Annotated in this window: 13 protein-coding genes and 1 tRNA gene; 11 read left to right on the top strand and 3 right to left on the bottom strand. The window is 61.4% G+C overall.

Annotated features, from left to right (window positions below):
• Nucleotides 1-23 precede the first annotated feature (23 nt).
• From M5G18_RS13930 to M5G18_RS13910, 5 genes are all read left to right on the top strand, one after another.
• Nucleotides 24-584, top strand: a complete 561-nt coding sequence (locus M5G18_RS13930) for a YbhB/YbcL family Raf kinase inhibitor-like protein (RefSeq protein WP_129973830.1) — start codon at nucleotides 24-26, stop codon at nucleotides 582-584.
• Between the two features lie 87 nt (nucleotides 585-671).
• The gene (locus M5G18_RS13925) at nucleotides 672-2,363 is read left to right on the top strand and encodes a vWA domain-containing protein (RefSeq protein WP_273897879.1); all 1,692 of its coding nucleotides are present in this window, start codon (nucleotides 672-674) and stop codon (nucleotides 2,361-2,363) included.
• A 29-nt stretch (nucleotides 2,364-2,392) separates the two neighbouring features.
• A complete protein-coding gene (locus M5G18_RS13920; RefSeq protein ID WP_262161243.1) occupies nucleotides 2,393-2,974 on the top strand; it encodes an RNA polymerase sigma factor in 582 nt (193 codons plus the stop codon).
• Nucleotides 2,971-3,585: a hypothetical protein gene (locus M5G18_RS13915; protein ID WP_273897880.1), complete on the top strand. Its 615-nt coding sequence runs from the start codon at nucleotides 2,971-2,973 to the stop codon at nucleotides 3,583-3,585. The genes M5G18_RS13920 and M5G18_RS13915 overlap by 4 nt, the downstream gene beginning before the upstream one ends.
• Nucleotides 3,586-3,605: 20 nt before the next feature.
• Nucleotides 3,606-3,875 (top strand): hypothetical protein, encoded by a 270-nt coding sequence (locus M5G18_RS13910; protein ID WP_011331897.1) that lies wholly within the window; start codon nucleotides 3,606-3,608, stop codon nucleotides 3,873-3,875.
• Between the two features lie 65 nt (nucleotides 3,876-3,940).
• On the opposite strand, the gene M5G18_RS13905 is transcribed toward M5G18_RS13910, so the two are convergent.
• Nucleotides 3,941-4,017, bottom strand: a tRNA-Arg gene (locus tag M5G18_RS13905).
• A gap of 198 nt (nucleotides 4,018-4,215) precedes the next feature.
• Between M5G18_RS13905 and M5G18_RS13900 the strand changes: the two genes are divergently transcribed.
• From M5G18_RS13900 to M5G18_RS13875, 6 genes are all read left to right on the top strand, one after another.
• Nucleotides 4,216-4,443: a RebB family R body protein gene (locus M5G18_RS13900; protein ID WP_085684289.1), complete on the top strand. Its 228-nt coding sequence runs from the start codon at nucleotides 4,216-4,218 to the stop codon at nucleotides 4,441-4,443.
• Entirely contained in the window at nucleotides 4,443-4,982 is a 540-nt protein-coding gene (locus tag M5G18_RS13895; protein ID WP_273897881.1) for a hypothetical protein, read from the top strand. The genes M5G18_RS13900 and M5G18_RS13895 overlap by 1 nt, the downstream gene beginning before the upstream one ends.
• Before the next feature lie 43 nt (nucleotides 4,983-5,025).
• Nucleotides 5,026-5,343, top strand: coding sequence for a RebB family R body protein (locus M5G18_RS13890; RefSeq protein ID WP_207984669.1), 318 nt, complete (start codon nucleotides 5,026-5,028; stop codon nucleotides 5,341-5,343).
• Between the two features lie 317 nt (nucleotides 5,344-5,660).
• Nucleotides 5,661-7,103 (top strand): NADP-dependent succinate-semialdehyde dehydrogenase, encoded by a 1,443-nt coding sequence (gene gabD / locus M5G18_RS13885; RefSeq protein WP_011331898.1) that lies wholly within the window; start codon nucleotides 5,661-5,663, stop codon nucleotides 7,101-7,103.
• 186 nt (nucleotides 7,104-7,289) lie between these two features.
• A complete protein-coding gene (gene gabT / locus M5G18_RS13880; protein ID WP_007957613.1) occupies nucleotides 7,290-8,567 on the top strand; it encodes a 4-aminobutyrate--2-oxoglutarate transaminase in 1,278 nt (425 codons plus the stop codon).
• Nucleotides 8,568-8,708: 141 nt separating this feature from the next.
• Nucleotides 8,709-9,920, top strand: a complete 1,212-nt coding sequence (locus M5G18_RS13875) for a response regulator (protein WP_273897882.1) — start codon at nucleotides 8,709-8,711, stop codon at nucleotides 9,918-9,920.
• Between the two features lie 27 nt (nucleotides 9,921-9,947).
• On the opposite strand, the gene M5G18_RS13870 is transcribed toward M5G18_RS13875, so the two are convergent.
• Together M5G18_RS13870 and desA are read right to left on the bottom strand one after the other, a co-directional pair.
• On the bottom strand, nucleotides 9,948-10,937 hold the full coding sequence (locus M5G18_RS13870) for a GGDEF domain-containing protein (protein ID WP_007957611.1): 990 nt from the start codon (nucleotides 10,935-10,937) through the stop codon (nucleotides 9,948-9,950).
• 145 nt (nucleotides 10,938-11,082) lie between these two features.
• On the bottom strand, nucleotides 11,083-12,267 hold the full coding sequence (desA, locus tag M5G18_RS13865) for a delta-9 fatty acid desaturase DesA (protein WP_273897883.1): 1,185 nt from the start codon (nucleotides 12,265-12,267) through the stop codon (nucleotides 11,083-11,085).
• Nucleotides 12,268-12,373 lie beyond the last annotated feature (106 nt).

The raw sequence follows: 12,373 nt of genomic DNA, 5'->3' as shown, positions 1-12,373 counted from the left end.
CAACTGCACAAGGTGCTCCCGGAATGACCCGATTGACCTCTCTCAACCCTTGGCTGGCGGCCGTTGCCGTCGCCCTTTGCGTGCAGTTTCCGGCGCAGGCCCAGGAGCGTTTCACCCTCAGCATTCCCGGTGTGTCGGATAACCGTCTGTTCACCTCGGCGGCGGCCAGCGATGCGGCCGGCTGCGGCGGCAAGAACCAGTCGCCGGCCCTGAGCTGGAACGCCGGCCCGAGCGGAACCCTGAGCTACGCCATCGTCATGCACGATCCGGACGGCCAGAAAGGTTCGGGTGTCGATCACTGGGTTCACTACGGGATCAAGGCCACGACCCGGCAGATTCCGGCCGGCGTCGGCGCAAAATCGGCCCTTGAAGGCGTCGGTGGCACCAACAGCAAAGGCACCACCAGCTACATCGGCCCGTGCCCACCGGTTGGCGACAGCGCGCACCACTACATCATTCAGATCTACGCCCTGGATCTGGCCCCGGACGCCTTGCCTGCCGGCCTGACCCGCGCCCAGCTGATGGAAAAGATCAAAGGCCACGTGCTGCGCAACAGCAGTGCGGTGCGGCGTTATCACCGCTAAAAAAATTTCGGCGAGGTTTAACCCGAACTGACAGGGCTGCCCGTCTCAGGGGATGAATGGATCAATTCTTCCCCGAGGTCAGCCCCCATGTCCCTTCCTTCCACGCTTCTGCGCCCCCTTGCTGCCAGTGTGTTGCTGGTGGTTGCCGGTTGCGGTGTTTCCTCCAGCCCGGAAACTATCGTCGCGCCGCCTCCGGCGCAGGCCGAACTGAAATCCTCCGTGCAACCTGAAGCGGTGATGGCCGATAGCGCGATGGCCAAGCGCAGTGCATTGGCCGCGCCGATCGCCAGTTTTGCACCGATGCCGGCCGGTGAAAGTTATCCACAAGGCTATCGCGACGAACAGCGGGAGCAGTACGTCAAGCTGGCCGACAACCCGATCCACAGCGTTGCCGAAACCCCGGTCTCGACCTTCAGCGCCGACGTCGACACCGGCGCCTACGCCAATGTGCGGCGCCTGCTCAATCAGGGTCGACTGCCGCCGGAAGGCGCGGTACGGCTGGAGGAGATGGTCAATTACTTTCCCTACGACTACGCGCTGCCGAGCGATGGCTCGCCCTTCGGCGTGACTACCGAGCTGGCTGCTTCACCGTGGAACCCACACACCCGCTTGGTGCGTATCGGCATCAAGGCCTCCGACCGCGCGGTGGCGGAACTGGCCCCGGCGAACCTGGTGTTTCTGGTGGATGTGTCCGGCTCGATGGACCGCCGCGAAGGTTTGCCACTGGTCAAAAGCACCCTGAAATTGCTGGTCGATCAATTGCGCGAACAGGATCGGGTGTCGCTGGTGGTGTATGCCGGCGAATCCAGAGTGGTATTGGAGCCGACTTCCGGACGGGAAAAGGCGAAAATTCGCACAGCCATCGAGCAATTGACCGCGGGTGGCTCGACCGCCGGCGCTTCAGGCATCGAGCTGGCTTACCAGATGGCGCAGCAGGCATTCATCCCCAAAGGCATCAACCGCATCCTGTTGGCCACCGACGGTGACTTCAACGTCGGCATCAGCGACTTCGACAACCTGAAACAAATGGCTGTGGATAAACGCAAAACCGGGATTTCCCTGACCACCCTGGGTTTCGGTGTGGATAACTACAATGAACACCTGATGGAACAACTGGCCGATGCCGGTGACGGCAACTACGCCTACATCGACAACCTGCGCGAAGCGCGCAAGGTGCTGGTGGATCAACTCGGTTCGACCCTCGCTGTGGTGGCGAAAAACGTCAAGTTGCAGGTCGAGTTCAACCCGGCGCAGGTCAGCGAATACCGGCTGCTCGGCTACGAAAACCGCGCGTTGAAGCGTGAGGATTTCAGCAATGACAAGGTCGATGCCGGTGAAATCGGTGCAGGCCATACGGTGACGGCGTTGTATGAAATTGTCCCGACAGGCGAGAAGGGCTGGCTGGAACCGCTGCGTTACGGAAAAACCGATGCAGTGGTTTCCGAGAAGAAAGGAGAATTGGCAATGCTGCGTGTGCGATATCAAAAGCCTGAGGGTGGGAAAAGTCTGCTGATCGAGCGGCCGATTGCCAGTCAGGTGGCGTCGGCCAGTGAAGACCTGCGTTTTGCTGCCGCCGTCGCCGCGTTTTCCCAGCAACTCAAGGACGGTCGCTACACCGGCGATTTCAGCCTCAAGGACACCGAAGCCCTGGCCCGCGGTGCACGTGGCGATGACCGCTTCGGCCTGCGCAACGAGTTCGTGCAACTGGTGGAATTGGCGCAGAGCCTGCGTACGTCCACCGCCTCCAACGCACTTTCCACTGAGCGACGGATTGAATAGTGAGCCGCCTCAAAAGCTTCATCACACAGCTGTTTGCCTCCGCCGACAGCCTTGAGGCCAGCAGCGACGAATCGCTGCTGGCCCGTTATCGCGAGGGTGACGGCAAGGCGTTCGAGATCCTGTACGCCCGTCATCGCCAAAGTCTTTACCGGTTTCTGCTCGGTTTGAGCGGCAAACCTGAACTGGCCGACGAGGTTTTCCAGGAGACCTGGCTGAGCCTGATCCGCAGTGCCAGTCAGCCACAGGGCCGGGCGACCTTTCGTACGTGGTTGTTCCAGATTGCCCGCAATCGCCTGATCGACCACTGGCGCAAACACGGCGCCCGGCAACCGCTGCATGACAGCTACGACGAACAATCCCACGCCGTCAGCGACGATGCCTCGGATCCCGAACAACTGCTCAACCTCAGCCGCGACAGCCAGCGCCTGGAGAGCGCCCTGCAATCCTTGCCCGCCGACCAGCGCGAAGTGTTCCTGCTGCGTGCCCACGGCGACCTCGACCTGGCGCAAATCGCCAGCCTCACCGAAACACCGCTGGAAACCGTCAAGAGCCGCTTGCGCTACGCCCAGCAAAAACTGCGTCGGCTGCTGGCCGAGGAGGTACTGACATGACGGACGCCCGCCCGACACCCGAAGAGCAACTGCTCAAGCACGTGCGCGAACAGCACAACGCCGAACCGCCGGCGCATCTCGACGCGCTGATCCTGAACGCCGCCCGCCATGAAACCCCGGCACCACGGCAGAGTCTGTGGCAACGCTGGCTCAAGGCCTGCCAGACACCGCGCTACCAAGTGGCTTTTGCCAGTCTGGTCGGCATCGCGCTGATGCTGTCGCTGGTGCAGCGCGCGCCGGAGCCCATGGCTCAATACGATTTCGCCCCTGCTGCCAAACCGGCCGCGCCTGTGGCCCGCCAGGAGGCCCGATCGTTGTCGGCTACCGCCGGCGCACTTTCTGCGCCAGCTCCCGCAATGGCCCCCGCGCCGATGGCGGAAATGGCTGCGCCGATGCAGAGCGAGTCGATCAGCGCCGACACGACGGACGAAGCCAAGGTCAGCAAGCGCGCCGCCGCCCCGGTCAACGGTCTCGACGAGCAACTGCGCGAAGTCCTGCGCCTGCGCGAGTCCGGCCAGTCGCAAGCGGCCGATACCCTGTTCAACAACCTGCACAAGCGCTACCCGAACGTGAATCTCGACCTGCGACTGGAAAAAATCCGCAAGAACTGACCGTATCAGCCATCCGCCATTTGGCATTGACCCGCAAAAACGCGCACTATCGGGTCATTGCCGATGCGCTGGAGGATGCCGTGGCCCAAAAAATCGACCGCATCGCCCAAATGCTCAACTGCCCGGTGAAGGGTGAGGAACTGCGGCGGGCAGTGACGGAGAGTCGCAAGGAGTTTCTTCTGGCCAAACAGGCTGAAGAGGATCTGGAGGAGGACGTTCTCGATGATGACTTGATCGAGGACGAAGAAGACGATGATGAATATGACGAGTTTGACTGGACGACGGAGTGAGTCGCCAGCCAGCAGACACAAAAAAGCCCCGGACCTTGCAGTCCGGGGCTTTTTCGTTTTGTTCATGGCGCACCAGGCGGGATTCGAACCCACGACCCCTGCCTTCGGAGGGCAGTACTCTATCCAGCTGAGCTACTGGTGCAGCGGGCGACATCATACCTAGGTCGGCTCGGGGCGTCCATGCCGGTTTTTGCCGGGTCATTGTCAGTGTTTGTGTCGGTGCAGGGCGCATTCCAAAAGGCTGTAACGTCGTGCAAAACGCTCTCGTGGCAGTTTGGCGCAGCTGTTCTATTGTTTTCCTGCGGCGGGTTCCTCGATCGCCTTATTCAGGGAGAAAAGCATGAGCGTCGTCAATCCTCAAATCACCGATTCCGTCACTCAATCGACCGTGCAGGTCGTCGGTTCTGCACCCGCCACGGCCATTGCCACGCTGACTCAGGTCAGCAGTCATGCGGTCAGTCTGGCGTTGCAGAACGCGGTCAGTCATCAGCAGGCGTTGAACATTATCGGCAACGCCACCGTGGCGGCGGCCGTGCAGCAGATTCTGGCGGTGGGAGGGCGATCCTGATGGCCAGGGAAAAGGTGCAGACCGACGGCGCGGAACAGCCGGCCGTCGATCCGGCTGCCGCTGCGGCCTCGTTGCTCGAATCACTCAACGAGCATCTGCTCCAGCAATCGGCTGACGGTGTGGGGGCCGACGCCTTGAACCGGCAGATCGTGGAAGCGGTGAACCTGCTCAACGCTCAGCTGGCTGCTCATGCGCCCGCACTGGCGTCGCTGGGGTCGGAGCTGCTGATTCGTCAGGCCAGCGGACTGGTGGCGCAGTCGGCGGCGAGCTACTTCGATGGCGTCACCAAGCTCGCTCTGGCCTCTCAAGGTGTGCTGTTGCGCAAGATGACCGAGAGCATCATCAAGGATGATCTCGATGCCGCCACCGAAAGTGCGCTCGGCGCGTTGAATACCCATTTGCTGGTGGGCGGAGCTGCGGCGGTGGCCGCGGCGAGCGGGGTGCTGGACGCCGACGGGGTGAGCCAGGCACTTGAGCGAATCAACCAGAGCATTGCCCAGTTCAGCGCCAGTCAGCCAGAGCGGTCGTCCGGCGCCTGAGCAATATTTGCAACACCCACTGTCCCTTGAAAGGAGTCGGAACATGGCAACCGTGAATGATCAGATCACCGATGCGGTCACCCAGACCAGCGTCAAGGTTGTGGCTGAAGCACCGGCCATGGCGATGGGCAACATTTACCAGAGCATGGCGCACTCGACCGGCATCCTGTTCGAGAACGCCGTCAGTGCCCAGCAGCAACAGAACACCCTGGCGCAAGCGGCGACCAATCAGGGTGTGATGCAGATTTACAGCGTCGATACCACGGCCGGCGCCGCGGCCACGGAGAAAGTCGCGCAGGCGGGTGTTGCCGACAACCTGACCAGTCTGTTGACGGTGCTCAAATCGTTTCAGGATAAGTAGTCATCACCCTCTGTTCCCTGCCGTTCGACGGCGGCAGGGAACACGGGCGCTTGTACGTTGATCTGAAATGTTCAGCAATTGCGGCGTTTTTGTTCTTTTTTTCGAACGCCCTATTGTCCTTCAACCCCTTTGAACCTAGGATTCGTTTGAGATTTCAAACGCTCCTTATCCAGGTGCTGAGCCGCACGCGTTTTGAGTCGTGCGCTATTTATGTGCCAGCCCGGTAAATGATTTCCCTGACGGCAGCCTTGCGAGGCGCCTTTCTACAATCATAATTTTGCTCCGCGCCTTGCGCGGTGCTGTTAAGGAAAGCCGACATGCAGCTTAAAGACACCCAGTTGTTCCGCCAGCAAGCCTTCATCGATGGCGCATGGGTCGACGCGGACAACGGTCAGACGATCAAGGTCAACAACCCGGCCACCGGCGAGATTCTGGGCACCGTGCCGAAGATGGGCGCTGCCGAAACCCGCCGTGCCATCGAAGCCGCCGACAAGGCGCTGCCGGCCTGGCGTGCACTGACCGCCAAGGAGCGTGCAGGCAAACTGCGTCGCTGGTTCGAACTGATGATCGAGAACCAGGACGACCTCGCTCGCCTGATGACCCTCGAACAAGGCAAACCACTGGCCGAAGCCAAGGGCGAAATCGTTTACGCCGCTTCGTTCATCGAGTGGTTCGCCGAAGAAGCCAAGCGCATCTACGGTGACGTGATTCCGGGCCACCAGCCGGACAAGCGCCTGATCGTGATCAAACAACCGATCGGCGTTACCGCAGCCATCACCCCGTGGAACTTCCCGGCGGCGATGATCACCCGTAAAGCGGGCCCTGCGCTGGCCGCCGGTTGCACCATGGTGCTCAAGCCTGCTTCGCAAACCCCGTTCTCCGCATTCGCCCTGGCCGAACTGGCCCAGCGCGCCGGCATCCCTAAAGGCGTGTTCAGCGTGGTGTCCGGCAGCGCCGGCGACATCGGCAGCGAGCTGACCAGCAACCCGATCGTGCGCAAACTGTCCTTCACCGGTTCGACCGAAATCGGTCGTCAGCTGATGTCGGAATGCGCCAAGGACATCAAGAAAGTCTCCCTGGAACTGGGCGGCAACGCGCCGTTCATCGTGTTCGACGACGCGGACCTGGATAAGGCCGTCGAAGGCGCGATCATTTCCAAGTACCGCAACAACGGCCAGACCTGCGTCTGCGCCAACCGTCTGTACATTCAGGATTCGGTCTACGACGCGTTTGCCGAGAAGCTGAAAGTGGCAGTCGCCAAGCTGAAGATCGGCAACGGTCTGGAAGAAGGCACCACCACTGGCCCGCTGATCGACGAGAAAGCCGTGGCCAAGGTGCAAGAGCACATCGCTGACGCGGTGAGCAAAGGCGCAACCGTTCTGGCCGGCGGCAAGCCGATGGAAGGCAACTTCTTCGAACCGACCATCCTGACCAACGTGCCGAAAGACGCTGCCGTGGCCAAGGAAGAAACCTTCGGTCCGCTGGCGCCACTGTTCCGCTTCAAAGACGAAGCCGACGTGATCGCGATGTCGAACGACACCGAGTTCGGTCTGGCCTCGTACTTCTACGCTCGCGACCTGGGCCGTGTGTTCCGTGTGGCTGAAGCCCTGGAATACGGCATGGTCGGCGTCAACACCGGGCTGATCTCCAACGAAGTCGCGCCGTTCGGCGGCATCAAGGCCTCGGGCCTGGGCCGTGAAGGCTCCAAGTACGGCATCGAAGATTACCTGGAAATCAAATACCTCTGCCTGGGCATCTAAGCCTCGGTAGAAGATCGCTGTAAACGCAAAGGGCACGAGAGCGCTGTCCCTTTGCGTCGTTTCAAACCGGAATTTTCTCTGCGGCCGGGAACGCCGTGGCAGTCGATCATCGCATGCTGCCACCGCCGATTCCTCCCGCTTTATCCTTGAACCACGCCGCCCGATGAGCGGCGAATGAGGACTGTAATGAGCAAGACTAACGCTGAACTGATGGCCCGTCGTACCGCAGCTGTTCCACGTGGTGTTGGCCAGATTCACCCGATTTTCGCCGAGTCCGCGAAGAACGCGACCGTGACCGACGTTGAAGGTCGTGAATTCATCGACTTCGCCGGCGGTATCGCCGTACTGAACACCGGCCACGTGCACCCGAAAATCATCGCCGCCGTGACTGAGCAGCTGAACAAGCTGACCCACACCTGCTTCCAGGTGCTGGCCTACGAGCCGTACGTTGAGCTGTGCGAGAAAATCAACGCTCGCGTACCGGGCGACTTCGCCAAGAAAACCCTGCTGGTGACCACCGGTTCCGAAGCCGTTGAAAACGCCGTGAAAATCGCTCGTGCTGCCACTGGCCGCGCTGGCGTGATCGCCTTCACCGGCGCTTACCACGGTCGCACCATGATGACCCTGGGCCTGACCGGTAAAGTCGTGCCTTACTCGGCCGGCATGGGCCTGATGCCAGGCGGCATTTTCCGCGCGCTGTACCCGAACGAACTGCACGGCGTGAGCATCGACGACTCGATCGCTTCCATCGAACGCATCTTCAAGAACGACGCCGAGCCGAAAGACATCGCCGCGATCATCATCGAGCCTGTGCAGGGTGAAGGTGGTTTCTACGTCGCGCCGAAAGAATTCATGAAGCGTCTGCGTGCTCTGTGTGACCAGCACGGCATCCTGCTGATCGCTGACGAAGTGCAGACCGGCGCTGGCCGTACCGGCACCTTCTTTGCCATGGAACAGATGGGCGTTGCTGCCGACCTGACCACCTTCGCCAAATCCATCGCTGGCGGCTTCCCGCTGGCCGGTGTGTGCGGCAAGGCCGAATACATGGACGCCATCGCTCCAGGCGGCCTGGGCGGCACCTACGCCGGTAGCCCGATCGCTTGCGCCGCGGCCCTGGCCGTGATGGAAGTGTTCGAAGAAGAAAAACTGCTGGACCGCTGCAAGGCTGTCGGCGAGCGTCTGGTCACCGGCCTGAAAGCCATCCAGGCCAAGTACCCGGTGATCGGCGAAGTCCGTGCCCTGGGCGCGATGATCGCCGTCGAGCTGTTCGAAAACGGCGACAGCCACAAGCCAAACCCGACCGCCGTCGCGGCTGTCGTGGCCAAGGCGCGTGACAAGGGCCTGATCCTGCTGTCCTGCGGCACCTACGGCAACGTTCTGCGCGTCCTGGTACCGCTGACCTCGCCGGACGAGCAACTGGACAAAGGCCTGGCGATCATCGAAGAGTGCTTCTCGGAGCTGTAATCCGTAGCACCGTGTGATCGGATCGACAAAAAACCCGCTTCGGCGGGTTTTTTCATGCCTGGAGAAACACTTGCGCGGTTTTCAGGTTGTACCGAAACGCCAGCATTGGCTAAGGTTCAAGCATTGCAAGGGAGGGCGAGCATGACTGCCGTCGAATTACCCGCTGTACCCCGAGTGCTGATTGCCGAGGCCGATCCCTGGTCGCGTGACCTGCTCAAACAAGTGTTGCTGAATGTGCGCTGCGATGCGCGGCTGGACCTGTGCGCCGATGGCCAGGAGGCAATGACGCTGCTCAGCGAAGTCCCCTATGACCTGGCGATCGTCGACTGGGAGTTGCCCGGCGTCGATGGCTTGAGCGTGTTGCGCAGTGTCCGCCAGCGCAAACGCAATCCGCCGCTGCCGTTCATTCTGATGAGCAGCCGCAACGACAGCGCCAGCGTGCGCGAAGCTCTGCCGCTGGCGCCGACCGCCTACCTGGCCAAACCCCTGAACATGGAAAGCCTGACCGAGCGTTTGCAGGGGCTGCTGCTGAATGCCGGCGAAGAAGTGTTCTGTGAAGTACCGGCGCTGGCGCCGGGCATGACCCTCTCGGTATTCCTCGAACGACGCCGCGAGCAGGCCGACGGCGCACCGCTGATGACCGACGTGCAGGTGGCGGTCAAACGCAGCCTCAACACCAATGGGCTGGATCTGAAGCTGCTGGAAGAGGAAATCCGCACCGATCCGCAGATCACCGCCGTGTTGATCGCAGCGTCGAACAGCGCCGCTCAGCATCATGGCGCGCCAGTGCAGACCCTGGCCCAGGCGCTGCATCGTCTGGGCACCGGGCAGAGCATGAATCTGATTCTTGGCCTTGCACTCAAACGCAGCGCCCGACTCAGCGACCCATGCCTGGCCGACTACGCCGAGCGCTATTGGGGCCTGTCGCTGCACACCGCCGAGTATGCCCGCACCTTGGCACGTTTGCTCGATCTGGATCAGGAGCGCTGCTACTGCGCCGGGATGCTCCATCGCCTCGGTGATCTTGCATTGCTGCGTTGTCTGCAAGAGTGGAAGCAGGCCGGCGGCGAGCTGGATGAAATGGAAGAAGTCGGCGATGCGCTGGCGGAATTCGGTGCAGCTTATGGTTCGGCGCTACGCACCCGCTGGCGCCTGCCGCTAGAACTGCGCGAGCTGATTGCCTCGGTCTACCAGCTCGGCGGCGGGGTGTATTCCCGCGAGGCTCTGGTGATGAACATGGCGGCGCAGATGGCCCGGCTGACCGAGCATGAAGGCGTTGAGGAACTGGCGAAGAGCCGCACGGCGCGGTTGCTCAAGATCGGATTGCCGGAGCTGATGCGGATGCGCAAATAGCGGCTTGATTGCGCATCCGGTCTGGAATCAGGCGGAAATGATCCGGTTCTTGCCCTGCCGTTTGGCCTCGTACATCGCTGCGTCCGCGCGGGCGAACAGGGTGTCGAGGCTTTCGTCTTCCGGGGTGAGGCTGGTCAGGCCTTGGCTGACGGTGATGCCGAACGTCTGATCGGCGTGATTGAAGCTCAGCCGCTGAATTTCCCGTTGCAGCCGCTCGGCCACCTGCATCGCCATGTCCGGCGCACAGCCCGGAAAAACCGCAGCAAATTCCTCACCGCCAATCCGTCCGAACAGGTCTCCCCGGCGTAACGAGGCACGACCGCATTCGGCGATTCGTTGCAGCACGTTGTCGCCTTCGGGATGGCCGTAGGTGTCGTTGATTACCTTGAAATCATCGATATCCAGCAACAGGAACGCCAGTGGCGCACCCTGCAGGCGGGCGTCTTCGAATTCACGGTGGGCGCATTCGAAGAAGTGCCGGCGATTGCTGCTCTGGGTCAGCACGTCGGTGGTGGCCAGGCGTTGCAGCTCGGTTTCCATCTGCTTCTTGTCGGTGATGTCTTCGGCGATGCCGACGATGATCACCGGTTGCCCCGGTTCGTCCTGACGGTTGATGAAGCACTTGTCGCTGATCCAGCGCACCTGGCCGTCGGCGGCGATGATCCGGTATTCGCGGTCTTCCACGGCGCCTTTGTGCAGCACTTCGGCGAGGCTGCGCTCGGCGTATTCCAGATCGTCCGGGTAGATGCTGTCGCGCCACTGGTTGTAGTCGGCCAACAGCAGGGCGGCGGAGCGACCGAAAATCCGTTCGTAGGCGGGGCTGACGTACAGCACCTGTCGGGTTTCCCAGTTGAAGGCCCAAAGTACGGCGTTGACGCTGACCAGCAGCGAGCTGAACAGTTGCTCGCGTTCGCTCAGTCGGGCGACTTCGCCCTGGGCGTGCATCAACGCCATCAGGGTCTGCGCGGCCTCGGGCCACTGGGGAGGGGATGAGTCTTTTTGATTGTTGTTGACCATCGACACGAATCTCAAAGGGCGTGCCGGTTAGTCGACAACGGCCACGGGAAAGCCCGCCGGGGGTGGCGAAGTGTCTTTGAGATAGGGGATCGGGGGTGAAGTTCCGAAGGGTGCGCCCGGGAACCGGGCGCACCGATCAACGGCATCAGGCAGCAGCAGGGCGCAGCGAGTAGGTTTTCAACTGATCGGCGAATTCACGCAGGGACTGGATGCCACTGGCCTCGGCCTCGTGTACCCATTCCTTGATGGCGGCGAGCATGTCGTGGCCATTTGCGCTGGTCTTGACCCAGATCTGCTGCAGGGCCAGGCGTTTCTCGTAGATTACCTTCAGCGCCTGGCTGTGCTCGAGCATGTTCTGGATGCGCGCGTGGTGGCGATCTTCCAGCAGGCTGGTTTCCCGCGACAGGAGGCGTTTGGCCCGGTGGAACTGGTGGCGTACCGAATGATCGACCTTGGCCAGTTCCTGTTTGACCAACGGGCCGATCACCAGCTTGCGGTACTGGGCCATGATCTGGAAGCGGTTGTTGAGGATCGCCATGGCGGTGTCCATGTCCAGGTTGCCCTTGCCTTCGACGCGGTGGGCGATCGGGGCAACACGCTGAACCTTGGCCAGACGCAGGAAGCTGAAGACCTGGATCCAGGCCCAGCCGAGGTCGAACTCCCACTTCTTGACCGACAGCTTGGCCGAGTTGGGGTAGGTGTGATGGTTGTTGTGCAGTTCTTCGCCGCCGATCAGGATGCCCCAAGGCACCAGATTGGTCGCCGCGTCGCGGCATTCGAAGTTGCGGTAGCCGACGGCATGGCCGAGACCGTTGACCACACCAGCGGCCCAGACCGGGATCCACATCATCTGGATCGCCCAGATGGTGATGCCGATGGTGCCGAACAGCAACAGGTCGACGACGGCCATGATCGCTACGCCCAGCAGCCGGTAGCGGCTGTAGAGGTTGCGCTCGATCCAGTCTTCGGGGCAGTTCTTGCCGTAGATGCGCAGGGTTTCCGGATTCTGCGCTTCTTCGCGGTACAGCTCGGCACCTTTGCGCAGGACAGTGGACAGACCCTTGACGACCGGACTGTGCGGGTCATCTTCGGTTTCGCATTTGGCGTGGTGTTTGCGGTGGATGGCGGTCCACTCGCGGGTGTTCTGCGCCGTGGTCAGCCACAGCCAGAAACGGAAGAAATGCTTGAGGCCGGCATTCAGCTCCAGGGAGCGATGGGCCGAGTAGCGGTGCAAGTAGACCGTGACGGCAACGATCGTCACGTGGGTCATCACCAGGGTGACGGCGACCAGTGACCAGGCCGACAAGCCAAGAAAACCTTCGTACCACATAGGCTATAGGGCCCTCGATAAAGAAAAAACAGCCGTTGCATTATCACCAAGCACACAGATAAAACCAGTCGCCCTTTCAGATAAGAGATGGCTGGATGTTTCTTGA

Origin of the sequence: Pseudomonas aphyarum, from assembly GCF_028657055.1 — a bacterium.
Lineage (GTDB): Bacteria > Pseudomonadota > Gammaproteobacteria > Pseudomonadales > Pseudomonadaceae > Aquipseudomonas > Aquipseudomonas aphyarum.
This window is presented reverse-complemented; position numbering and strand designations above follow the sequence as displayed.